General features: G+C 71.1%; 21 protein-coding genes. 10 read left to right on the top strand and 11 right to left on the bottom strand.

Features of this window, described 5'->3' with window-relative positions; genetic code table 11:
• Positions 1-2,811 carry an FAD-binding and (Fe-S)-binding domain-containing protein gene (locus OVA17_RS03345; RefSeq protein ID WP_267788165.1) on the top strand — a complete coding sequence of 937 codons (2,811 nt, stop codon included), beginning with the start codon at positions 1-3 and terminating at the stop codon, positions 2,809-2,811.
• Positions 2,812-2,848: 37 nt separating this feature from the next.
• Here OVA17_RS03345 and OVA17_RS03340 read toward each other — a convergent pair whose 3' ends face one another.
• From OVA17_RS03340 to OVA17_RS03330, 3 genes are all read right to left on the bottom strand, one after another.
• A complete protein-coding gene (locus OVA17_RS03340) occupies positions 2,849-3,949 on the bottom strand; it encodes an NAD(P)-dependent alcohol dehydrogenase (RefSeq protein WP_210072832.1) in 1,101 nt (366 codons plus the stop codon).
• Between the two features lie 153 nt (positions 3,950-4,102).
• Positions 4,103-4,684, bottom strand: a complete 582-nt coding sequence (locus OVA17_RS03335) for a hypothetical protein (RefSeq protein ID WP_210072834.1) — start codon at positions 4,682-4,684, stop codon at positions 4,103-4,105.
• Positions 4,681-5,217 (bottom strand): RNA polymerase sigma factor, encoded by a 537-nt coding sequence (locus OVA17_RS03330; protein WP_267788163.1) that lies wholly within the window; start codon positions 5,215-5,217, stop codon positions 4,681-4,683. Before OVA17_RS03330 ends, OVA17_RS03335 begins: the two co-directional genes overlap by 4 nt.
• Positions 5,218-5,437: 220 nt before the next feature.
• On the opposite strand from OVA17_RS03330, the gene OVA17_RS03325 reads away from it, so the two are divergent.
• Entirely contained in the window at positions 5,438-5,965 is a 528-nt protein-coding gene (locus tag OVA17_RS03325) for a hypothetical protein (protein WP_267788162.1), read from the top strand.
• A 77-nt stretch (positions 5,966-6,042) separates the two neighbouring features.
• Here OVA17_RS03325 and OVA17_RS03320 read toward each other — a convergent pair whose 3' ends face one another.
• Positions 6,043-7,257 carry an HAD-IA family hydrolase gene (locus OVA17_RS03320; protein ID WP_267788161.1) on the bottom strand — a complete coding sequence of 405 codons (1,215 nt, stop codon included), beginning with the start codon at positions 7,255-7,257 and terminating at the stop codon, positions 6,043-6,045.
• 101 nt (positions 7,258-7,358) lie between these two features.
• On the opposite strand from OVA17_RS03320, the gene OVA17_RS03315 reads away from it, so the two are divergent.
• The 7 genes from OVA17_RS03315 (at position 7,359) to OVA17_RS03285 (ending at position 14,291) form a co-directional block, all read left to right on the top strand.
• On the top strand, positions 7,359-8,711 hold the full coding sequence (locus OVA17_RS03315) for an FGGY family carbohydrate kinase (RefSeq protein WP_267788159.1): 1,353 nt from the start codon (positions 7,359-7,361) through the stop codon (positions 8,709-8,711).
• A gap of 49 nt (positions 8,712-8,760) precedes the next feature.
• The gene (locus OVA17_RS03310; protein ID WP_210072843.1) at positions 8,761-9,648 is read left to right on the top strand and encodes a hypothetical protein; all 888 of its coding nucleotides are present in this window, start codon (positions 8,761-8,763) and stop codon (positions 9,646-9,648) included.
• A 162-nt stretch (positions 9,649-9,810) separates the two neighbouring features.
• A complete protein-coding gene (locus OVA17_RS03305; protein ID WP_267789351.1) occupies positions 9,811-10,782 on the top strand; it encodes a LacI family DNA-binding transcriptional regulator in 972 nt (323 codons plus the stop codon).
• Positions 10,783-11,109: 327 nt separating this feature from the next.
• Positions 11,110-11,754 carry a helix-turn-helix domain-containing protein gene (locus tag OVA17_RS03300; RefSeq protein WP_210072847.1) on the top strand — a complete coding sequence of 215 codons (645 nt, stop codon included), beginning with the start codon at positions 11,110-11,112 and terminating at the stop codon, positions 11,752-11,754.
• A gap of 22 nt (positions 11,755-11,776) precedes the next feature.
• Positions 11,777-12,238 (top strand): hypothetical protein, encoded by a 462-nt coding sequence (locus tag OVA17_RS03295; protein WP_210072850.1) that lies wholly within the window; start codon positions 11,777-11,779, stop codon positions 12,236-12,238.
• Positions 12,232-13,158 carry a hypothetical protein gene (locus tag OVA17_RS03290; protein WP_267788157.1) on the top strand — a complete coding sequence of 309 codons (927 nt, stop codon included), beginning with the start codon at positions 12,232-12,234 and terminating at the stop codon, positions 13,156-13,158. Before OVA17_RS03295 ends, OVA17_RS03290 begins: the two co-directional genes overlap by 7 nt.
• Complete coding sequence (locus OVA17_RS03285; protein ID WP_267788156.1) at positions 13,155-14,291, top strand: alpha/beta hydrolase family protein; 1,137 nt, start codon at positions 13,155-13,157, stop codon at positions 14,289-14,291. Before OVA17_RS03290 ends, OVA17_RS03285 begins: the two co-directional genes overlap by 4 nt.
• 31 nt (positions 14,292-14,322) lie before the next feature.
• Here the strand turns inward: OVA17_RS03285 and OVA17_RS03280 are convergent, their stop codons facing one another.
• The 5 genes from OVA17_RS03280 to OVA17_RS03260 all read right to left on the bottom strand — a co-directional run bounded on the left by OVA17_RS03280 (position 14,323) and on the right by OVA17_RS03260 (position 19,505).
• Positions 14,323-15,783, bottom strand: coding sequence for a mannitol dehydrogenase family protein (locus OVA17_RS03280; protein WP_267788155.1), 1,461 nt, complete (start codon positions 15,781-15,783; stop codon positions 14,323-14,325).
• Between the two features lie 127 nt (positions 15,784-15,910).
• Positions 15,911-16,897: an ABC transporter substrate-binding protein gene (locus tag OVA17_RS03275; RefSeq protein WP_267788154.1), complete on the bottom strand. Its 987-nt coding sequence runs from the start codon at positions 16,895-16,897 to the stop codon at positions 15,911-15,913.
• 63 nt (positions 16,898-16,960) lie between these two features.
• A complete protein-coding gene (locus tag OVA17_RS03270; RefSeq protein ID WP_210072861.1) occupies positions 16,961-18,046 on the bottom strand; it encodes an ABC transporter permease in 1,086 nt (361 codons plus the stop codon).
• Complete coding sequence (locus OVA17_RS03265) at positions 18,043-18,819, bottom strand: ATP-binding cassette domain-containing protein (RefSeq protein WP_267788151.1); 777 nt, start codon at positions 18,817-18,819, stop codon at positions 18,043-18,045. The genes OVA17_RS03270 and OVA17_RS03265 overlap by 4 nt, the downstream gene beginning before the upstream one ends.
• Positions 18,816-19,505, bottom strand: a complete 690-nt coding sequence (locus OVA17_RS03260; protein WP_267788149.1) for a nucleoside/nucleotide kinase family protein — start codon at positions 19,503-19,505, stop codon at positions 18,816-18,818. The genes OVA17_RS03265 and OVA17_RS03260 overlap by 4 nt, the downstream gene beginning before the upstream one ends.
• Before the next feature lie 234 nt (positions 19,506-19,739).
• On the opposite strand from OVA17_RS03260, the gene OVA17_RS03255 reads away from it, so the two are divergent.
• Positions 19,740-20,468: an SDR family oxidoreductase gene (locus OVA17_RS03255; RefSeq protein ID WP_267788147.1), complete on the top strand. Its 729-nt coding sequence runs from the start codon at positions 19,740-19,742 to the stop codon at positions 20,466-20,468.
• A gap of 580 nt (positions 20,469-21,048) precedes the next feature.
• Here the strand turns inward: OVA17_RS03255 and OVA17_RS03250 are convergent.
• Together OVA17_RS03250 and OVA17_RS03245 are read right to left on the bottom strand one after the other, a co-directional pair.
• Complete coding sequence (locus OVA17_RS03250; RefSeq protein ID WP_267788146.1) at positions 21,049-22,296, bottom strand: D-arabinono-1,4-lactone oxidase; 1,248 nt, start codon at positions 22,294-22,296, stop codon at positions 21,049-21,051.
• 63 nt (positions 22,297-22,359) lie between these two features.
• Complete coding sequence (locus OVA17_RS03245; protein WP_267788144.1) at positions 22,360-23,520, bottom strand: ROK family transcriptional regulator; 1,161 nt, start codon at positions 23,518-23,520, stop codon at positions 22,360-22,362.
• Between the last annotated feature and the right edge of the window lie 220 nt (positions 23,521-23,740).

Genomic DNA, 23,740 nt, shown 5'->3' with positions numbered 1-23,740 from the left:
ATGACCCTCGCCACCCCCGAGATCGCTCCCGAGGTCGCCGCGGCCGTCGCCGACGTCTCGCGCATCCGCACGCGCGCGATCGACCGCGTCGCCTACGCCAACGACGCCTCGCACTATCTGCTGACCCCGGATGCCGTCGTCGTCGCCGCCGATGCGGCGGAGGTCGCCGGGGTGCTGCGCGCAGCCACGGAGTCGGGAACCCCCGTGACCTTCCGCTCCGGCGGCACGAGCCTGTCGGGGCAGTCGTCGGGTACCGGGCTCCTCGTCGACGTGCGCCAGGGCTTCGGGCGCATCGACGTGCTCGACGGCGGCCGGCGCGTGCGCTCGCAGCCCGGGGCGACCGTGCGTCAGGTCAACGCGCGGCTGCTGCGGCACGGCCACCGTCTCGGTCCCGACCCGGCGAGCGAGGCCGCGTGCACCATCGGCGGAGTCGTCGCGAACAACTCCAGCGGCATGGCGTGCGGAACCGTCGAGAACTCGTACCGCACGCTCGAGGGGCTCGTGCTCGTGCTGGCCTCGGGGACCGTCGTCGACACCGCGGAGCCTGACGCCGACGCCCTGCTGCGCGAGCGTGAGCCGGCTCTCGTCGAGGGCTTGATGCGTCTGCGGGAGCGGGTCGTGAGCAACCCGGCGAGCGTCGCCCTCATCGAGCGGCAGTTCGCGATGAAGAACACCATGGGCTACGCCCTCAACGCCTTCCTCGACTTCGATACGCCCGCGGCGCTGCTCGCGCATCTGGTCGTGGGGTCGGAGGGGACGCTCGCGTTCGTCGCCGAGGCGACCTTCCGCACCGTGCCGATCCGTCCCGCGATCGCCACCACCCTCGCGGTGTTCCCGACTCTCGACGCGGCGACCCGGTCCCTGCCGGCGCTGGTGGCGACGGGCGCGGCGACATTGGAGCTGATGGATGCCACTTCGCTCCGCGTCGGACAGCGTCTGGCCGGGACGCCCGCCGCCATCCACGGATTCGAGGCGACCACGCAGGCGGCGCTGCTGGTGGAGTACCACGCCGACGATGCTCTCGCGCTGAGGGAGCTCGCCGGCGCGGGCGCGCGCGTGCTCGCCGAGGAGCCCCTGCTCGACGCGGCCGTGTTCTCGAGCGACCCCGTGCAACGCGCCGCGGCCTGGACCTTCCGCAAGGGCCTGTACGCCTCGGTCGCCGGTGCCCGGCCGAGCGGCACGACGGCTCTGCTCGAAGACGTGGTCGTGCCGGTCGAACGTCTCGCCGACACCTGCGAGGGGCTGCAGGAGCTGTTCGCGCGTTTCGGCTATGCCGACAGCGTCATCTTCGGCCACGCCAAGGACGGCAACATCCACTTCATGCTCACCGACCGGTTCGAGGGCGCCAAGGCTCTCGGCCGTTTCGAGGGCTTCACCGACGCGATGGTCGACCTCGTGCTGGGGGCGGGGGGCAACCTCAAGGCCGAGCACGGCACGGGTCGGGCGATGGCTCCGTACGTGCGCCGGCAGTACGGCGACGAGCTGTACGAGGTGATCGTGGGGCTGAAGCGTCTGCTCGATCCGCGCGGCATCTTGAATCCGGGCGTGATCGTCGACGACGACCCCGGCGCGCACATGCGCCACTTGAAGGCGCCGGTGTCGATCGAGCCCGAGGCCGACCGGTGCGTGGAGTGCGGATACTGCGAGCCGGTGTGCCCGAGCCGCTCGCTCACCCTCACGCCGCGCCAGCGCATCGCGGTGCGCCGCGCCTCGACCGCGGCCCGCGAGCGCGGCGACGGCGCCCTCGTCGCGGAGCTCGAGAAGGACTACGACTACGACGGCGTGCAGACCTGCGCCGTCGACGGGATGTGCCAGACGGCATGCCCGGTGCTCATCAACACCGGGACGCTTATGAAGCGCTTCCGGCGGGAGGATGCCAATCCCGTGCTCGCCGCCGGATGGTCGGCCGCGGCGGCGGGGTGGGGTGCGGTGACCCGGGCCGGGTCGTTGGCGCTCTCGGTCGCCGACAGGGTCCCGCTCCCGCTCGTGAGAACGGCCACGGATGTCGCCCGCGCGGTGCTCGGCACCGACACGGTGCCGCGGTACTCGGCGGAGCTGCCGGGGGGCGGCGCGGCCCGGCGCGCGCTCGGGCGCGTCGTGGGGGCCTCGGGGGTCGAGCCCTCGGCGGTGTTCCTCCCCGCGTGCGTGGGCAGCATGTTCGGCCCGGCGGACGGTATCGGGGCGACCGAAGCCTTCGTCTTGCTGCTCGAGCGTTCCGGCCGCGCCGCTGTCGTCCCGGAGGGTATCGAGTCGCTGTGCTGCGGTACGCCGTGGTCTTCGAAGGGTTATGCGAAGGGCCACGCCACGATGTCGGCCCGCGTGCGCGCCGCCGTGCGCGCGGCCACCGGCGACGGCGTGCTCCCGGTGGTGTGCGATGCCTCCAGCTGCACCGAGGGGTTCGCGGCGACGCTGCGCGAGGACGGCATCCGAGTGGTGGATGCCGTGGCCTTCGCCGCCGCCGAGCTGCTGCCCGTGCTGTCGCCGACCCCGGTGGCGGAGCTCCTGGCGCTGCACCCGACGTGCTCCTCGAAGCAACTCGGCATCGACCCCGCCCTCCGCGCGATCGGCGAGGTGGTGGCATCCGAGGTGCGTGTTCCCGATGCGTGGGGCTGCTGTGCCTACGCGGGGGACCGCGGCATGCTGCACCCCGAGTTGACGGAGGCCGCGACCGCCCCCGAGGCGTCGGAGGTCGCCGCGTGGGGCGCGGACGCCTTCGCGTCGTGCAACCGCACCTGCGAGCTGGGCATGACCAAGGCGACAGGGGAGTCGTACGTGCACGTGCTGGAGCTGCTGGAGAAGGCGACGCGGTGAGGGGACGCGCTCGAACGGGCGCGTCCCCTCTCGTCGCTCACTGCGAGGCGGGCAACTCCGCGGCGCTGTCGCGGTCGGCATCCAGGGTGCTGCTGTCGATCACGAAGCGGAAGCGGATGTCGTTGGCGACCATCTCGTCGAAGGCCTCGTTCACCTGCTGCACGGGGATGACCTTCACCTCGGCGGCGATGCCGTGCTCGGCGGCGAAGTCGAGCACTTCCTGCGTCTCGGCGATGCTGCCGATCAGCGAGCCGGCGATCGTGATGCGGTTCATCGAGACGAAGCCGAAGTCGATGCCCTCCTCGTGGATGGGCTCGAGCATGCCGACCGTCACCAGTGCACCGTCGTGGCGGATGAGCGACAGGTAGGGCTTCATGTCGAACGGCGTCGGGATGGTCGACAGGACGAAGTCGATGCTCGAGGCGTGGGCCTCGACGGCATCCTCGTCGGTCATGTCGATCACGTCGTCGGCGCCGAGGGCCCGCACGGCGTCGGCCTTGTCGGGGCTGGTGGTCAGCGCGATCACGCGGTCGGCGCCGCGCGCCTTCGCCAGCTGCACGGCGAGGTGGCCGAGCCCGCCGAGGCCGGCGACGGCGACGACGCTGCCGGGACCGATGTTCCAGTGCGCCAGCGGCGACCACGTCGTGACCCCCGCGCACAGCAGCGGAGCCGCCTGCTCGAGCGGGATGGCATCGGGGATGCGCAGCACGAAGTGCTCGTTGACGACGATCTCGTCGGAGTAGCCGCCGAGGGTGACGTTCCCGGTGTCGGGATCCTGGCCGTTGTACGTGAAGATCGCGGGCGGGTTCTGGTACTGCTCCTCGTCCACGCCGCGCTGGGACTCGTCGCCCCAATAGACGAGGCAGCCGACGCCCACGCGGTCGCCGACGGCGTAACGGGTCACCGCGGAGCCCACCTCGGCGACGGTTCCGGCGATCTCGTGCCCCGGGAGGCAGGGCCAGAGCGTCGCGAGGGCGCCGCCGAACTCGTCGCGCGCCTGGTGCACGTCGGAGTGGCAGACGCCGCAGTAGGCGATGTCGATGCGCACGTCTTCGGGGCCCACCTCGCGGCGGTCGAAGGTGAAGGGCGCCAGGGGGGTGTTCTTGTCAGGGGTGGCGTAGCCGATGTTGCGGGACATGATTTTCCTCAGGTCGGGGCGAGTGCGTCCCCACACGGTAGGAAAAGCCCCTGACGAGAAACGGCCCCTGGTGTTTACGACGGATACCGGTAGCATTTGCGGCCGGCCGGGCCCCCGACGGACGTGAGAGGGCATGCCGCGACGCGACACGGGTCACCTCGTCGTCGGCGAGGGGAATGCCCGGGCGTAGATCTGGCGGAGCGCGTCTGTCGCCGGGCCGCTGTCGCAGTCGGAGATGTACTCATCGGCGGAGGCGATGAGGTACGACTCTCCGGCCACGAACAGACCTGCGCCGTCGGGATTGGCGGGATCGTGCTGCTGGGGAACGGTCAGCGTGCGTCCGGGGGATCCGGCGAACACCCGGGTCACCTCGAGGGTGACGTCGTCGCCGACGACGGTGATCGCGGTGGCCTCGTAGGCGGTGTCGGAGTCGCGCAGGCTCTCGACGCTCGTGGGCGCGCAGGACGCAGAGGTCTCGGAGGGTCCGGGGGCTTGCACGGCGGGCGTGGCGACGAGGCCGGCGATGAGCAGGCCGGCGGCAGCGGTCGCGGCGGCTCCGATGGAGGCTCCGGCGAACAGGCGACGCCGACGCCGGGGGGCCGGTTCGCCGGTGCCGCCGAGACCGTCGCGCTCCGCGGCAGCGACGATGCGCCGGATACGTGCATCATCGAGGGGCTGCTGCCCGCGGCCGGGGTCTGCGTCGCGGAGCAGTGCTCTCAGGTCGTCGTCGTTCATCGGTCTCCTCCTTTCGTGGTGGTGGGTCGGTGGGATCGGTCCATTTCCTGTCTGAGCTTCTTCTTGGCTCGATGCAGGCGGATGGTGGCGGCGTTGACGGAGATGTCGAGGACCGTCGCGATCTCGGGGGGTGCGAGCTCTTCCCATGCCCACAGGCGCAGCACTTCCGCGTCGGTCGTGGAGAGTCGGGCCAGGGCGTTTCGCAGGCAGTCCGCTCGGGGATCTTCTTCGGGCCCGGCGTCGACGGCGTCGGCGGGTGGGTCGATGGTCGTGATCTTCTCGACGACGCGCCACTGGCGCCGTGTCGACCGTTCGGCGGTGCGCAGACAATTGCGCGCGGTGACATACAGCCAGGGCAGGGGCTCATCGGGCACATCGTCGAAGCGCCGCCAGAGGACGAGCATGGTCTCGGAGAAGACGTCTTCGGCGGTCTGCGGCTCGGTGCGTCGTCGCAAAAATCGCAGAACGGCGTCACCGTGCATGCGTACGAGCGACTCGTACGCACGAGAGCGGTCCGGAGAGAAAGGCTGCACACCTTCATCATGTCCGGCCGCGGCGGTTTCTTTCACGGCGGACGAAGCGCACCCGCAGGCGCTCTCGGCTCTCGCCGACCGTTCCCAGGAAACCTCCAGGAAGTTTTCTCGCGGATCGTGAAAGACGGATCGCGGTCACGGCCATTCCCTCGGTACAGGCCGCGATCATCACTCGTCCACCAGGGGCGGGGCGCGGCATACCGACCGAAAGGTGCAGCTCATGCGCATTCGAACCCTCACCGCCGTGACCGCGTCGATCCTCGCCGTGGGCCTGATCAGCACCGGTGCCGCCGCCTACGCCGCCGCCCAGGCAACCCCCGCCTCCGATCAGAGCACCTTCATCGACGGCGTCCCCGCCCCGCAGGACGACACCTTCATCGACGGTGTCCCCACCCCGAGCCAGGATGAAGACGTGACCCCCGACAACGAACAGGGCATCGTGCTCGACGGTCAGCCCGCCCCGCTGTTCCTCACCCCCGCCGACCTCGCCAAGGGCCCCGTGACGCTGGCGCCGGGTCAGTCGCTGATCGTCGTGCTCGACACCGAGAACGGGGGGAGGTTCACCGGCACCGGCGGCACCGAAGACAACGCCGTGGCCACGTTCGACGCGGCCACCACCGGCGCCACCGACGACGACGCCTCGTTCTACGCCGCATTCTCCGGCGAGAAGGTCGGCACCACCAAGGGGTGGATCGCCGGCGCCGACGGACAGCGCACCACGTTCGACATCATCGTCGCCGCCTCCTGACAGCGGCTCATCCGAGGGTCGGCGGAGTCATCCGCCGGCCCTCGTCGCTGTCGTAACGGCGGCCTCTTCGCACCGGCTCAGGCCGGCACCAGTCGCAGCGCCCCGGATGCCGCGACCTCGAGGCGCACGGCATCCAGTCCGTCCACCACGAGGTCGGCACTCAGCTCCTCCTCGGTCGTCGTGCCGGTCAGGGCGAGGACGGCGCACCCTGCCGCGCGGGCGGCGACGATGCCGGCGGGCGCGTCCTCGACGACGAGGCAGCGCCCCGGGGCGACACCGAGGCGCATCGCGGCCGTGAGGAACGGCTCGGGGTGAGGCTTGCCGTTCTCGACGTCGTCGACCGTGACGAACACCGCGGGCCGCTCGTAACCGGCGGCTTCCAGTCGGGCGGTGGCGATCGGCACCGACCCCGACGTCACGATCGCCCGGCGCTCGGCGGGCACCGACGCGAAGAACACGGCGGCGCCGCGGACGGGCGCCAGGCCCACGGCATCCGTCACCTCTAGCTCGGTGACGTGGGCGAGCGCCTCGGTGTGGCGCTCGGCGGGCAGCAACAGGCCGACGAGCGTGCGCGCGGGCTGGCCGTGATTGGCGTGCAGGGCCTTCATGGACACACCGAAGTGTTCGGCGAAACGGCGCCATGACCGCACCACGGATGCCGTGGAGTCCACCAGCGTGCCGTCGAGGTCGAAGAGCACGGCGTCGAACTCGCGCGTGAAGATCTCGGCGCCCGCATCGATCTGCCGCCGGATACCCAGCGACGGCAGGACGCGGGCCAGCTGCTGCGCCGTCGACAGCTCGGCATCGACGGTGGTGACCGGGATCGAGGGGGCCACGGGGGCGGTGTCGGGGCGGTGCGCGTCGCGAGAGGCCCCGCGCGAGGAGCGACGGGATGCCAGCACGGCGGGGTCTCCGTCGACGTGCACGACGTGGGGCTCGGCGGGGGCGAGGGCGGCGACCAGCGCGTCCCACTCGGTGCCGCCCGAAAGCTCCGCGGTGAAGGGGGCGACGACCACCACGCGGCCGGCCGTGGCCAGGGCGTCGGCGGCGGTGGCCCGGAGGGCGGCGTAGCGCCCGGCGCGGATCGCGGGGGCGTGCGGCGAGGTGAGCCAGTGCGCGCCCAGCACCTCTTCGGGCAGCGCGTCGAGCAGCGGCGTGGTCACGCTGTCGAGGTCGACGAGCGGCGCGCGCAGGGTCTCGGCGATCGCCCGCCCGAGCGTGCTCTTGCCGCTGCCGGCGGTTCCGGCGACGACGACGGCGAGCAGATCGGGTATTTGACACGGCGACGGCATACCCCCACCATAGACGTAGCAAGTCACCGGTGTCATGCTTGAAATTCCGGGACTCGGAGAAGTTCCGGAAAGGACGGCCGCTCATGCGAGACACCGGTGACATGGTTTCGAGGTCGGCGCGCCTGCACGGCGGACTCGACCTCGGCAGCACCGCGATCAAGATGCTCGTCATCGCCGACGACGGCAGCGAGATCGCCGGCGTCCAGGTGCCCACGCCGTGGCGCGTCGGCGAGGGCGGGACCACCGACATCGTCGCCGACGACCTGCTCGGCGCGATCCGGACGCTGATCGCTCTGATCGATGCGCAACTCGCTCCGCTCGCCTCCGCCCCGCTCGCCTCGCTCGCCGTCGCGGGCATGGGCGAGACCGGCATCCTCATCGACGCCGAAGGCCGGGCCGTCGCACCCGGCTTCGCGTGGTTCGACCCGCGCGGGCTCGCGCAGATCGCCGCATTCCCCGCCGTGGTGCGCGAGGAGTTCGCGGGGCGGACGGGTCTGCCGCTCGGTGCCCAGGTGAGCGTCGCCAAGCTCGCGTGGCTGCGCGATCAGGGCACCGACCTCACGGGCCTGCGGTGGCTCGACCTTCCGGAGTTCGTCGTCGCGGCACTCGGGGGCGACACCGCCCTCGAGCTCTCGCTCGCCTCGCGCACCGGCCTCATCGACCAGGACTCCGGCGCCGCCTGGCCCGCGATGCTCGACGCGCTGGGCGTCACCGCCGACCTCCTGCCGCCGCTGCGCGGGGGCGGACTGCCCTGGGGCACGGCATCTGGGGCCTTCGGCTCCCGTGTCGCCGGGGCCGCCCTCACGGTCGCCGGCCACGACCACCTCGTCGCCGCGCAAGCCAATGGGACCCTGGATGCCGACGGCTACCACGTCTCGCTCGGCACCGCAGAGGTGTTGCTGCGGGTGCTCGACGCGCCCCTGGGCTTCGCGGCGCGTCAGCGCCTGGCGGACGCGCTCATCAACGAGGTGCGCCACGTCGTGCCCGGTCAGCACGTGCTCGTCGCGGGCGTGAAGACCGGACTGCTGCTGCGCCGGGTCCTGCACGCCGCCGGCATCAGCGACCGCGCCGGTCGGGATGCCCTCGACGCCGCGGCCATGGCGTTGCCCCTCGAGGGGGAGCTGCCCGCGGGGGCCGTCGAGGTCACCGGCGCCCGAAACGACGACGGCGTGCTGCGCCTGACCCTCCACGCCGAGGCATCACCCGCCGAGATCTTCCTGGCGGCGCTGCGTCACAGCAACGACGAGGTCGCCCAGCTCATCGCCGCGATGGACCGCGAAGTCGCTCCTGCCACCCACTCCACCCTGACCGGCGGTTGGGCGGGGATGGCTTCGGTCCGCCGCGCCCGCGCCGAGGTGCTGCCGAAACCGTCCCTGTCCACCCGCGAGCAGGACGTCGCGTGGGGAGCCGCCGACATGGCGCGGCGCCTCGTCTCGGCATCCGTCCCCTCCTGACCAGACCTCCGCGCGGACCCGCGCGCGAAGACCCCAGAGAAGAGAGATCATGAACGAACTCACCACGCTCGAGCGCCGTGCGCTCCAGTCGATCAGCACCGCCGACGGCCACATGCTCATCGTCGCCGCCGACCAGCGCAACGGCATGAAGGCCGCCATCAAGGACGCCCCGAACGGCTCCGAAGCGATCACGCGCGAGGAGCTCGCCGAGGTGAAGGCCGACCTCGTGCGCCACCTCGCCAACCACGCCCCCGCGATCCTGCTCGACCCCGAGGTCGCCCTGCCCCAGATCGTCGACGACGGCGTTCTCGACCGCGAGACCGGCCTCGTCGTCGGCCTCGACGCCTCGGGATTCGAGACCGTGGACGCGCTGAAGTACACGCGCTTCGTGCCGGGTGTGACGCCCCGCACCGTCCGCGACATGGGCGGCACCGTGGCGAAGATGCTCTACTACACGCGCCCCGACAAGCAGGATGCCGACTCCCGCGTCGCGCAGGAGATCCGCGACCTGGTCGCCGCGTGCGAGGCCGAGGGGCTGCTGCTCATCGTCGAGCTGCTGACCTACCAGCTCGAGGGCGAGAGCGACGAGGAGTACCGCGCGAAGTTCGCCGACCTCGTCGTCGACGGCGCCGCGCTCGCCGTCGCCTGCGGCGCGAAGATCCTCAAGCTGCAGTACCCCGGCTCGGCCGAGGCCAGTGCCCGCGTGACCGAGGTCGCCCAGGGCGTGCCGTGGGCGGTGCTGTCGGCCGGCGTCGATCACGAGACCTTCATCGAACAGGTGCGCACCGCCGTCGCGAACGGCGCCTCGGGTGCGATGGCCGGCCGGTCGCTGTGGAAGGACAGCCTCTCGATCGACGCCGACCGTCGCGAGGAGCTGCTCACCGGTCGTGCCCTGCCGCGCCTGCGCGAGCTCGCCGACGCGGTCGACGGCCGCTGACGTGACCACGCCCGCCCGGGACGCGGCGAGCTGCCCGCGGGTGCACGCGGGGGAGCGTCGTCGCGGGCCCGGGCGGGCGGGTTCCACCCGCCGCCGGATAGGGTGGCCTGTCGGAGCAGCCCCCCGTCCGAACCCCTATCCCGGAGGTGCCTCGTGACCACCATGCGCGATGTCGCCCTGCGCGCCGGGGTGAGCACCAAGACCGTGTCGCGCGTCTTCAACGACGACCCCCACGTGCTGCCCGACACCCGCGCCCTCGTCGAGGCCGCGATGCGCGAGCTCAACTATGTGCCCAACGCCCTCGCGACGACCTTCCGCGCGGGGCGCGCCTCGGTCATCGGGGTGGCCGTTCCCGATGTCGTCGACCCGTTCTTCGCCGCGATCGCGCGCTCCGTCGAGGACACCGCGCGACGCCGGGGGCTTTCGACCCTCGTGACCAGCCTCGGCGAAGACCCGGCCGACGAGCGGCCCGCGCTCGAGTCCCTCCTCGGCCGTCAGCTCACGGGCCTCGTCATCGCGCCGGTCGGCACCGACCACTCCTGGCTCGAACGCTGGCGCGGCCACACCCCGATCGTGTTCGTCGACCGCGCCCCGGTGGGCCTTCACACCGACACCTTCACCGAGAACGACGAAGCCGGCGCGCACGCGGCCACGGCCCATCTGCTCTCGCACGGTCACCGCCGCATCGCCTACGTCGGCGACATGGTGCACCTCTCGACCGAGACCAAGCGCGTCGAGGGCTGGCGGCGAGCGCTGCGCGAAGCCGGGGTCGACGTCGATGAGCAGCTCATCGCCTCGCAGGTGTCGGACCGTGAGTCCGCGGCATCCGCCCTCGACCGCCTGCGCGCGCTCTCGGACCCGCCCACCGCCGTGTTCTCCGCGAACGCCCGCTCGTCGATGGCCCTCGTGCACGTGCTGCGCGGGCAGGCGATGCCCTTCGTCGGCTTCGGCGATTTCCCGATGGCCGACACCCTGACCCCCTCGGTCACGGTGGTGGACCAGGATCCGCGCCGCATCGGTGCGCTGGCGGCCGAGCGCGTCTTCGCGCGCCTCCAGCCCGACGCCGGTCTCGGCCTCGATGAGCTGACGGTGATCGACGTGTCGCTCATCGAACGAGAGTCCTGCGCGCTGTGAGGCGCTCCCGCGACTAAGGGGTGCGGTGACCGCCACCCGGACGGTCTCGGAGACGACACCTCTCGGCGACTCTCGCGGGGTCTCGCCCGGCTGGGCGACGCTCTGCCCCGAACCGGAGAGCGAACGGGCGCGGCACCCCCCAATGGTGCCGCGCCCATCGCCGACGGACCGGAAAGCCTCTTCCGACCTCTCGCACGCGAGGGTTCCCCCACGGACGCCTCGCGTGCGGTCTTCATCCATACAAGCACAGGGCTTCGTAAATAGCACCCGGCCTCGGGTCGTAAATACGATCATCCGGTGGCGGTCGAGGGCGTCTACGATCGAAACGTGGGTCGCGGCGCCGTCGGACCACCCTCGCGGTACTCCCGTCGAGTGGTGGCGAATGTGGACCGCCTGCGTCGGGCGAAAGGCCTGACGGTGGGTGAGTTGATCAGTCGCGCCGGAATGACGAAGAGCTATTACCAGTCGCGTGCCGGCTTCTCGCTGCCCTACAACACCAACGACATCGAAGCGCTCGCCGCCGCCCTCGGGGTGTCCCCCGAAGAGGTCGCGAACCCCGAGTCGGCTCCGCGGGTCGAGATGCGGGTTCCCGCGGGCCCGCTCGCCGCGCGAGTCCGCCGGCTCGTCGCCAGCCAGGCGGCTCGCGAGAGCGATCTCGTCGATCACCTCGACGAGATCGATCCCGCGTCGGCCGAGAGCGCCCGGGCCCTGCTGGCCGCGGCCACCAACACGGTCGTGCTCGACGAGGAGGTGCTTCGCCTCATCACGCAGTGGGCCGACGTCCCCACCGAGTACCTCACCGACTACACCGACGACGCCGTCACCGACCGCACCGATGCCGAGCTCGAGTTGCGCGACGCCATGCGCGAAGCCGGAGCCAGCAGCATCCAGTTCCGCGCCCTGGGGGAGATGTCGCCCGACGCCCTCCGCGCGATCGCCCACTCCCTGCGCGGGAGGCCGCCCGCGACATGATCGGCCGTAAGGGGGGACGGGGATGACGGAGACGGACGAGACGCTCGATCGCGTGCACGCGCGCGTGGAGCACGCGCTTCAGCGTGCCGGCCTGACCCCCGGAATGACCTTCGACGAGGTCGTCCACGCGGTGGAGCGGGCACTGGAGATCCGCCTGCGCGTCGTGCGAGAGGTCGACACCACGGGGTGGGGGACGCTGACCGGCTTCCTCACCTATTTCGCCGACCGGCGCGAGGGCAGCATCCACGTTCGAGCCTCGGATGCCGTGATCTACAGCCAGTTCGCCGCCTCCCACGAACTGGGGCACCTGCTCGACGACGCGCACTGCTCGGGAGCCCTGCACGAGCGCTCGTCGGTCTCGCCTCACGACAACCCGCGACTGACCACGCCCGAGTACGAGGCGGAGCTGGTCGCCGAGCACGTCGCGCACCGCATCGCCCGTCTGCTGTACGCCTCGCCGAGGGTGGCCGAGTCGTCGTGGTGACCGTGATGCTCATCGACGCGGCGCTCGCGGGCCTGCTGCTCGTGGTCGTGCTGCGGGCGCGGGTCGCCTGGCGTCAGCCCCGAGCGCGCATCGCCTGGCTTGCCGCACTCGTCGGCTCGATCGCCCTGCTCACCCAGGGCACGATCATCCCGCTCGGCCTTCTCGACGGCCTGCTCGGTGGCACGAACGTCCTCAAGCTCGTGCAGAACGTGCTCACGATGGTGGCGCTGTGGCTCGGCATCCAGGCCGGAACCGCTCCGGTGACGGCGCGCATCCGCACGCTGCGGTGGGGGTTCCCCGGGTTGCTCGCCGCCCTCTTCGCCGTCGTCTTCTTCGTCGCGATGCCCGAGCGCGGGACGTCCTCGTTCCGCTTCCTCGAGGACTTGGCGGTGACCTCCACCGGGGCCTGGGCGTACGGGGTGCTGCACATGGCGGGCATCGCCCTCGTCGGCCTGCTGCTGTTGCGCTCGGCCCGCGGGTCGCTGCCGAGAACGCGCGTGTTCTTCCGCGTCGGGGCCGTCGGGATCGTGCTCGGGTGTCTGAGCGAGATCCTCGATCTCACGCTGACGCGTTTCTTCGAGCCCGACGCCGTGGTCAGCGCACTGTTCGACCCCCTGTTCTACCTCGGCGTCGTGTCGTTCGTGGTGGGCATCTTCGTGGCATCCCGCACGACGGCGAAGATCCGTCGACGGGGCGAGGACCTGCTCGCGCGGCTCGAGCCGATCGCGCGCGAACGCGGTGTGCACTCGTTCCCGGGGCTCCCCGCGGACGCCGTCACCGACACGCGCCTGCACGCCCTGCGTGTCGCCGTCGAGGACGACGCGATCGCCACCTCGACGCCGCTCGCCCCCGCGCAGCGCGCCCTGCTCGACGACATCGACGCCCACCTGACCCGCCGAACCACCGGAGCCCGTTCATGATCCGTTCCCTCGCCGTCGGAACCGGCGTCGCCGCCGCGACCGTCGCCGTCGCCCACACGGCCCTCGCCGGCTACGTCGCCCGCCGCCTCATCGCGCCCAAGGCGCCGAAGGTCTACGCCCCGATCACGCTCGCGGGCGACACCGTCACCGTGCCCGCCACGCCGGAGAGCCGCGAGCCGGGAACCTACGGTCTGTGGCTCGATGACGGCCGGCACGTCGTCGTGGGCGAGCCGCTCCGCATCGAGAGGGACCGTGTCATGCGTGCGCTCGCGTCGCGGCCGGACGGGCTCGAAGACGGGGATGCCGTCGCCACCTGGACCTCGCAGAGCATCGGCGCCCCCGAAGAGGTCGGCCCCACCCGCCATGTCTCCGTGCCCCTGCGCCGCGGCGGTGTCGCGGAGGCCTGGGAGATCGGCGACCGCGAGAGCACGGACGGCCGATGGACGATCCATGTGCACGGCCTGCGCTCGAGCCGCAACGGCGCTCTGCGCTCCGCCCCGGCGGCCGTGGAGGCGGGCTGGATGTCGCTCGTCGTGTCGTACGCCGGCGACGAGGAGTGCGCCCCCGCGGACTCCCTCCCCTCGACGCTCGGCACGCGCGAGTGGCGCGATGTCGACGATGCGATCTCTTATGCGATCGAGCAGGGAGCGCGGGAGATCGTGCTGGTCGCGTGGTCGATGGGCGGGACGATCGCGATGCTCGCGCTCGAGCAGTCGGCGCACCGCGACCGGGTCACGGCCCTCGTGCTCGTCGCCCCCGCCCTCGACTGGACGCGCGTCGTCGAGAACGCCGTCGCGGGTGCTCGCCTCCCGCGCTCGGTCGCCGGCGCGTCGATGCGCATCCTCGGCAGCAGCCTCGGCGCGAAGGCGCTGGGACTGATCGAAGCGGTGGACGCTCCGGCGCTCAACTGGGTCGACGGGCCGCGTCCGGCACCCCGGGTGCCCACGCTGATCGTGCACAGCCTCCGCGACCCGGTGGTGCCGGTGAGCGGGTCGCTCGCCTACGTGAAACGGCATCCGGGTGCCGAGCTCGTCGCGTTCGACGCGACCGGTCACTGCAACGAGGCGAACCAGGACCCCGCGCGCTTCCACGACGCGATCGCCGGATTCCTGCGGGGCCTCACCCGCGACTGAGGGGCGGGACCCGGCGACTCGTGCGCGGTGATCAGGCCGTCAGCGCGGCGATCGCGCCGCGGGCGCCGCGCTCGGCGAGCGACGCGCGGGCCGACAGGTAGGCCTCGCGCAGACGGGCGTCGCGACCGAGGTCACCGAACACCGGAGCGTAGTCGAGGAGCGCCGCGGGATCATCGGTGACGATCGCGCGGAGCTCGTCGAGGCGGCTGTCGACGGCGGGAGTCTCCTCGCCCGTCTCGGTGCGGCCCTCGAGGAACACGCTCCACCCCGCGAGCACGAGGGCGCAGTGATCGATGCTCCCGCCCGAGGCGAGCTGTTCGCGGACGACGGGCAGCAGGAACTTGGGCAGGCGGTCGGAGCCGTCCACGACCTGACGCGCGAGGGTGTCGCGGATCGCCTCGCTGCCGAAGCGGGCGAGGAGCTGGTCGCAGTACGCGTCGAGGTCGATGCCCGGCACGGGTCGGAGCGTCGGGATCGCTTCCTCGTGCATGTACCCCCGCAGGAAGTCGACGAACAGCGGGTCGGTGCACACCTCGTGCACGTAGTGCGCCCCCGACAGGATCCCGAGATAGCTCATCGCCTGGTGCGAGGCGTTGAGCAGCCGCAGCTTCATCAGCTCGTAGGGCTCGACGTCGTCGACGAGTTGCACACCGACCTCGTCGAACGGCGGTCGGCCGGCGGGAAAGGCGTCTTCGAGCACCCACTGCTCGAACGACTCGCTTCTCACGGGCCAGCGGTCCCGGATGCCGAACTCCTCGGCGACCGCGGCGCGCGTCTCGTCGGTGGTGACCGGGGTGATGCGATCGACCATCGAGTTCGGGAACGACACGTTCTTGGAGATCCAGCGACCCAGCTCGGGGTCGAGACGCTCGGCGAAGCCGCGGAGGGCGGCGCGGGCCACGCGTCCGTTGCCCTGGATGTTGTCGCACGACATCACGGTGAAGGCCGGGATGCCGGCATCCCGCCGCCGACGAAGACCCTCGGTGAGCAGGCCCATGACGCTGCGGGGAGGGACGGCGCCGTCGAGATCGGCGAGGGTCGCCTTGTCGCGCGGCGCGTACTCGCCCGTCGCATCGTCGACGCCGTACCCGCCCTCGGTGATGGTGAGCGAGACGATCGCGGTGTCGGGATCGGCGAGCTTGGCGGCGACGGCCTCGGGGTCGTCGGGCACGAAGAGATACTCGACGATCGATCCGACGACGCGCGCAGCAGAGGTGCTGTCGGGCGCGGTGGTGACGAGCGTGTAGAGGTCGTCTTGCGCCGCGAGCGCGTCGCGCATGGCCGCATCGACCGACAGGACCCCGACTCCGCACAGACCCCATTCGGTGTGGCCGGCTTCGAGCAGTCGGTCGAGATACATGGCCTCGTGCGCCCGGTGGAAGCCGCCCACACCGAAGTGCACGATGCGCGAGCGCACGGCCGACCTGTCGTACGTCGGAACGGAGACGTTCGCCGCGAGGGAGGGGAGGGCGGCGGCGGTGAGGTCGGTCATGCGGGGCTCCGTGTGTCGGGAAAGGGGGCGAGCGGGTCTGGTGCGGAACCCGCCCCAGACCGAGATCAGAAGTGTGGATGCCGGGACCCGGGCAGTCGCTCCGGGTCCCGGCATCCGGGATCAGACGTCAGCAGCTGGACTTGTAGACCGCGTCCTTGCCGTCGGTGGTGATGTTGTCTTTGGTGAGGATGGTGAAGCCGGTCTGGATCTTGGCTTCGGTGGTTTCGCCCTTGAGGGCGGCGATGGCCTGCTTGACGCCGTCTTCGCCGATGGTGGCGGGCTCCTGGGCGACGAGGGCCTGGACGGTGCCGGCTTCGAGGGCCTTGACCTGGGCGGGGCCGGCGTCGAAGCCGACGATGGTGACGGAGCCCTGCTTGCCGGCCTGCTGGACGCCGGTGGCGCTTCCCTCGGCGGCGAACAGGTTGGCGGCGAAGATGCCGACGATGTCGGGGTCCTTCTGGAGGGCGGCGGTGACGATCTCGGCGGCGGTGGAGGGCTCGTTGTGCGAGTACTGAACGCCGACGGATTCGAACTTCGAGTCCTTCTTGACGGCGTCTTCGAAGCCCTGGGCGCGGGCGTCGGTGGTGGAGACACCGGGGTCGGTGGAGACGACGAGGACCTTGCCGCCATTGGGGTTCGCCTTCTGGATCGCCTCGAAGGCGGCGGCGCCGCCGCCCTGGTTGTCGGAGGAGATCTGCGACACGGCTCCCGAGGGGTCCTCGAGGGTGGTGTCGACGAGGACGACCTTGATGCCCGCGGCCTCGGCTGCGGCGATCGGCGCCTGCATGGCCGAGACGTCGGTCGGGGCGATGAGAAGGGCGTCGGGCTTGGAGGCGACGACGGCGTCGACGATGGGCTTCTGCAGGGTGGGGTCGAACTTCTCGGGGCCCTGGGTGGTGACGGTGGCGCCTTCTTTGGCGGCTTCGGACTGGATGCCGCACTGCATGGAGATGTAGAACTCATCTCCGGCGACGCCCTGCACGAACGCGATCTTGTAGCCGTCGGCACCGCCGGACGCACCGCCCGAGGCCGAGCCGCCCGAGCAGCCCGCGAGGGTCAGCGTCGCCGCCACACCGAAGACCGTCAGGGCGGTCGCCTTGTTGTTCCACTTCATTGTGTTCACCGTTCTTTGTTCGGGTTGGTAAGGGGGTTGAGAGGGAAGGGATGCCGCAGCGGTTCAGCCGCGCCGGCCTCCGCTGAGGAACTTGCGCCAGAGGCCCTGCGAATTGCCGCGGGTCGCGGCCGTCCGGCGGACCTGGTCGACGTAGACCGCCGCGATCAGCACCGCGCCCACCGCGACCTGCTGCCAGAAGGGCTGCACGCCGGTGATGACGAAGCCGTTCTGCAGCACCGCGGGGATGAACAGGCCGACGACCGTGCCCATGATCGTGCCGACGCCGCCGAAGAGCGACGTTCCGCCGATCACGACGGCCGCGATCACGTTGAGGTTGGTCTGCGACTGACCGGCGATGGCGGTGGTCGAGAACTGCGAGAGCGACAGGATGCCGCCGAGCCCCGCCAGGGCGCCCGAGATCGTGTAGATCTTGATGAGCTGGGCGTCGACCTTCACGCCGACCCGTCGGGCGGCGATCTCGCTCGAGCCCACCGCCAGCGTGTAGAGACCGAAGCGCGTGAAGTGCAGCACGACCGCGCCGATCAGGACGACGACCAGCGCGATGACGCTGATGATCGGGACGGAGCCGAAGACGTTGCCGTAGCCGATCGAGACGGTGAGGACGGTGGGGACGTCGCGGATGTCGACGCCGCCGGTGAGGATCTGCGCGAGACCGAGGGCCATGCCGAGCGAACCCAGGGTCACGATGAGCGGCGGGATCTTCGCCTTCGCGATGAGGAAGCCGTTGAACAGGCCCCAGCACACGCCGCTGAGGACGGCGACGATGATTCCGACGGTCGCGACGCCCCAGCCCTCACCGCCCATCGCCCTCATGGCGAGCGCCGAGACGACGCCGGAGAACACCAGTACCGAGCCGACGGAGAGATCGATGCCGGCCGTGATGATCACGTAGGTCATGCCCACCGCGAGCACGGCGAGGATCGAGGCGTTCTGGATGATGAGGCGGAAGTTCGACCACTGCGCGAACGAATCGGGAGCGATGATGCTGAAGACGATGATGATCGCCAGCAGCACCAGGAGGATCTGGAACGCCTGGGTCCGCAGGGCTGCGACGACGGGGTTCGTCTTCTTGTTGTCGTCGAACGTGCCGATCGCGACGGTCTCGGTGGGGGGAGTCTTGAGGCTCACTTCTGGTCGTCCTTCGTGACGGCGCCGGTCATGAGCCCGACGAGTTCTTCCATGGAGGTGTTCTTGGCGTCGACGTTCGCGACCCGGGTGCCCAGACGCAGCACCTGGATGCGGTCCGACACGTCGATGACGTGCGGCATCGAGTGCGAGATGAAGACGACGGCGATGCCCTTGTCGCGGACGCGTCGGATGGTCTCGAGGACGTTCTTGGTCTGGCGCACGCCGAGTGCCGCGGTCGGTTCGTCGAGGAACACCACCCGCGAGGCCCAGTGGACGGCGCGGGCGATCGCGATCGCCTGACGCTGACCGCCCGACATCTCGCCCACCGGCGAGGTGAGGGAACGCACCGTGGCGCCGAGCTCGTCGAACGCCGCGCGGGAGGCCTTCGCCATGTCCTTGGTCTTCATGAAGCCCAGGGCCCCCGCCACACCGGGGCGGCGGATCTCGCGGCCGAGGTACATGTTCTGCACGGGGTCGAGGTGGGGCGCGAGCGCGAGGTCCTGATACACCGTCTCGATGCCGAGGCTCGAGGCGATCTGCGGGTTCGACATGTCGATCGGCTTGCCGTCGAAGAGGATCTCGCCCTCGTCGACCGCGAGGTTGCCCGAGAGGGCCTTCACGAGGGTGGATTTGCCGGCGCCGTTGTCGCCGATCAACGCGGTGACCTCACCGGGGTAGACCTCGAAGTCCACGTCGTTGAGGGCTCGGACGGATCCGAATTGGCGCGACAGGCCGCGCGCCTGCAGCACGGGCACGGTCGTGGTGGTGCTCATGAGGAAGCTCCTTCGTGGGGACCGACGGGGGCATCGGAGACGGTGACGATGAGATCGGCGCGGTGGCGGCCGCGTTCGACGACGAGCGCGTTACGCTCGTCGACCTCGCGGACCCAGGCGACGGCCTCGTCGTGGGGATGGTCGTGGGAGAGGCGGCGGGCGATCAGTCGCTCGCGGCGGGCGTGCGCCTCGATGTCGAGGAACCACACCTCGTCGAGGCGGGGAGCCACGGCATCCCACCCGAACTCGTCGTGCAGGAGGTAGTTGCCCTCGGTAATGATGAGCGGCACGTCGGCGGGCACGAGGACCGCCGAGCCGATGGACTCCTCGAGTCCGCGGTCGAAGCGCGGGGCGTACACGGCGTGACCGGCGCGGATGCGATCGAGCAGGGCGACGTAGCCGTCGACGTCGAAGGTGTCGGGCGCACCCTTGCGGTCGCGTCGGCCGAGCCGGAGGAGTTCCTCGTTGGCGAGGTGGAAGCCGTCCATGCCGACCAGGACCGCGTCGTCGCCGAGAGCGGCGAGAAGGGCGTCGCTCACGGTGGACTTGCCCGCGCCAGGCGTTCCGCACAGACCCAGCACGCGACGCTCGCCGGTGGCCACCAGCTGCCGTGCTCGCTCGACGAGGTCGTCGAGGTGCACGGCTGCGGCCGTGGTCGGCGCGGCGTTCTCCGAGGTGGGGGTCACGGCGGTGTGGTCCTTCCGGGGACGCCGCACGTCGAGTGTGCTGCGTCGATGAAGCGGTTCCGGCGAGCGATCGCCGGTCGAACTCCGGTTACGCTAAGCCCACCGTGACACCGGTGTCAACACCCGTGATCAATTCGTCATGACACCGAAGTCATCCGCGTGATTCTGTGGTTATCATGGGCCGCGACGACATCGCCGTCGTCCTCGCCTCCAGGACCTTCGAAAGAGCCCTCCATGACCGAATTCACCGATCGCACCATCCTCGTCACCGGAGCCGGCGGCGGCATCGGCGGAGCGACCGTGCGCCATCTCGTCGCCGCCGGAGCGACGGTGCTCGCCGCCGGTCGCGACGCCGACAGCGTCGCTGCGATCTCCGCCGAGACGGGAGCCGAGCCCATCGTCTTCGACCTCGAGTCGGAGGAGCAGATCCGCACCGCGATCGAGGGACGAGACCTGTACGGCGTCGTCAACTGCGGAGGCTGGGGAGGCGAGATCGCCACACCGATGGAGACCGACATCGATGTCTTCGACAAGGTCATGAGCATCAACGCGCGCGGCTCACTGCTGGTCACCAAGTACGCCTCGCGCGAGATGATCCGCGTCGGCAAGGGTGGTGCGATCGTCAATGTGTCGAGCCAGGCGAGCCTCGTCGCCCTCACCGGCCACATCTCGTACGGGTCGTCGAAGGCGGCGCTCGACAACATCACGCGCGTCTCGGCACTCGAGCTCGGCGGCTACGGCATCCGTGTGAACAGCGTGAACCCGACGGTCGTGATGACGCCGATGTCGGCCTGGTACTGGGGGCGCCCCGACATCGAGGGCCCCTTCCTCGAGGCCATGCCGCTGCACAAGTGGGCCACCGAGGACGACATCGCCGCCCCCATCGTGTTCTTGCTCGGCGACGGTGCCGGCATGATCTCGGGCGTCTCGCTCCCCATCGACGGCGGCTACTCCAGCCGCTGATCCCGGATGCCACGCAGGCGGCGCCGCGGTGGGCGGCGTCGCTTTCGCGGTTCGGGGCGGGCGCGTCGCGTATCCTCCGGGATTTGCGCAAACTCAGTCGGGTTTCCGGCCTTGGGGGCTGATTTTGTGTGGGTTGCTGAGTGTGTGCGGATTGCTGAGTGTGTGCGGGCGCCGAGTGTGGGTGTTGCGCATCCTCTGGGATTTGCGTGAGCTCAGTCGGGTTTCGGGCCTTGCGGCTGATTTTGTGTGGGTTGCTGAGTGTGCGCGGGCACCGAGTGCGGGTGTTGCGCATCCTCTGGGATTTGCACGAGCTCAGTCGGGTTTCAGGCCTCGGGGCTGACTTTGTGCGGATTGCTGAGTGTGTGCGGACACCGAGTGCGGGTGTTGCGCATCCTCTGGGATTTGCGTGAGCTCAGTCGGGTTTCGGGCCTTGCGGCTGACTTTGTGTGGGTTGATGAGTGGGTGCGGACACCGAGTGCGGGTGTTGCGCATCCTCGGGGATTTACGCGAACTCAGTCGGGTTTCGGGCCTCGGGGCTGACTTTGTCCGGATTGCTGAGCTTGTGCGGGCCCGTCCCGGGCTACAAGCCCAAAGTCCGCCGCAGGTAGTCGTTGCGGAAGACACCGCGCGGGTCGATCTCTCGCGCCACGGCGAGGAAGTCGCCCGAGCGGGGGAGGGTCGACAGGATCCGCTCGCCGGGCATCGTGAACGCCTTGCCCCAGTGCGGGCGGGCGTCGAAGGGTGCGAGCGCCTGCTCGATCGCGGGGAGCACCGCCAGGACGCCGTCGGTGTCGTTGCGCCACGTGAAGTGGATGACCATGACATCGCGCTGGTACGCCGGGCTCAGCCACAGCTCGTCGGCCGCGACCGTGCGCAGCTCGGTCACGAGCAGCTGATCGTCGAACGTCGAGGCGAGGGCTCGCACGGCCGCCAGGGCCTCGCGCGCGGAGGCGAGGGGCACGAAGTACTCGCTCTGGATCTCGTCGCCATCGCTCGGCAGGGCGTCGGCACGGAAGTGCGGAAGGCGCGTGTGCCACGGGCCGGGCGTGCCGCGCGGGGTGGTGTTGTCGACCGTGCGGATGCGGCCGAGGTGGATGTCGTCGCCGACGGCTCGGCCGCCGATCTCCTCGACCCACGACGGCGCGCCATCGTCGCTCTTCGCCCACACGAGGTCGTGCTCGGGATCGCCCCAGGTCGTGAAGACGCTCACGCTGCGCGAGCCGCCGAACACCCCCTCGATGTCTCCGACGATGTCTTCCCAGGCGACGCCGGTGTAGGCCTGCTGCGTGACCTCGTACGTGGGTTCGGTCTGCAGCTCGACGGCGGTGACGACGCCGAGGGCGCCGAGGCTGAGGGCGGCGGCGCCGAACCACTCGTGCGTGTGATCGATACGGTGCGTGCGGCCGTCGGCATCCATGATCTCGACGGCGCGGAGGGCGCTGGAGAGGTTTCCGTTGCGCACGCCCGAGCCGTGGGTGCCGGTGGCGGTGGCCCCCACGATCGAGATGTGGGGGAGCGAGCCGAGGTTGTGCAGCGCCCGCCCCTCGGCCTCGAGGACGGGCGCGAGTTGCGCGAAAGTGACGAGTCCCTCGACGCGCACGCGGTCGCCCACCATCTCGACCCGCGTCGGCAGGCGTTCGAGCGACACCAGGGACGCATCGGAGTCGGCCACGTCGTTGAAGGTGTGCCGCGTGGCCTGTACGCGCAGAGTGCGGGCGGATGCCACCACCTCGGCGAGCTCGTCGACGTCGCCGGGCAGCAGCACTTCGGTCGCGCGGTAGCGGTGGTTGCCCGACCAGGTGGTGCCGGCGTCACGTCGTTGGGTCACGCCTCCATCTTGCACCGAGCCGCCGACATCGGGGCCGGTACGCCGACGTGTTCGCCGCGGCGCTCAGCGTCCCGGGAACAGCTGCGCCTCGAACACCGCCTCGGCCGCGCCCACGAGCAGGCGGTCCTCGCCCAGCTCGGCGACGGCGAGGCGCAGACCCTCGGCGCAGGCCGGGACGGTCTGGGCGCGCACGGCGGCGTCGAGGGCGTCGAGGTCGCGAGCGGCCAGGACCGCAAGGAACCCGCCCAGCACGATCACCGCCGGGTTCAACACGTTGGCGGCGTTCGCGAGCGCCGTCGCGAGGATGCGCCGCTGCCGGGCGACTTCAGCATGAGCGGCGGGGTCGGTGGTGGATGCCAGGGCGGCAGCCAGGGCTGCATCGTCACCGCCCTCGAGGCCCACGGCCGCGAGCAGGAAGGCGCGGCTGACCTCGTCCTCGAGCACGCCGTCGGGTGCGCGCCGGTCGGCCGTGTCGGCGATGCCGGGCCGGTTCTGGCCGAACTCCCCGGCGTAGCCGCCCTCGCCGCCGAGCGGGACGCCGCCGACGATCACCGCGCCGCCGATGCCGCTCGCTCCGCCGTTGAGGTAGACGACGTCGTGCGCGCCGCGCGCGGCCCCGAAGAGGTACTCGGCGAGGGCGCCGAGGGCTGCGTCGTTGCCGACGTGGGCGCGAACGCCGGTGGCGTCGGCGAGCATGACGCCGATCCGCGCCTCGATCCAGCCGAGGTGGGGCGCCTCGCGGACGACGCCGTCCGACGCGCGGACCGGCCCGGGGACGGCGGCGCCCACTCCGACGATCCGGGTGTCCGCGAGCGGTCCGCGGTGCCACGCCGACAGACGATCGGCGACGAGTTCGGCGACGCGCCTCGGGGTCAGCAGGGCCGTCTGCTCGATGCGTTCCCGCACGACGACGGTGCCGTCCAGGCTGATCGCGCCGACGTCGAGCGCGTCGACCTCGGGGTTGACCGCGAGGGCGACGACACGGGGGTCCGGCGTCACGATGGGCGACGGTCGGCCGACCCGGCCCTGGGCGTCGGAGGCGCGCTCGACGACGAGTCCCGCGCGCTGCAATTCGCCCACGAGGTCGGCGATGGTCGAGCGGTTGAGTCCCGTCGCCTCGGTGAGGGCGGCGCGGGAGCGGGGGCCCTCGCGATGCACCGTACGCAGCACGAGCGCGAGGTTGGCGCGGCGCATGCCGTCGCCCCGGCTGCCCGCGATGACCATGGGACCACTGTGCCATGGGCGAACGCCGCGGTACGGCTGCGCGCCGCTCCGGCCGAGCCTCGGCTCCGCGCCGATTCGGCAGAAACGCGATCCGCTCGCAGAAACGCGGTGTCCACGTGTTTCCGCGCGCGGATCGCGTTTCTGCGCGGGGCGCCGCCTGGTGCGGGGCGCCGCCTGGTGCGGGGCGAGGCCTGGTGCGGGGCGAGGCCTGGTGCGGGGC

The sequence above is a fragment of the Microbacterium sp. SL75 genome (assembly GCF_026625865.1).
Taxonomy (GTDB): Bacteria; Actinomycetota; Actinomycetes; order Actinomycetales; family Microbacteriaceae; genus Microbacterium.
Note: the sequence above shows the minus strand (reverse complement) of the source record. Positions and strands in the feature narration are given on the sequence as shown.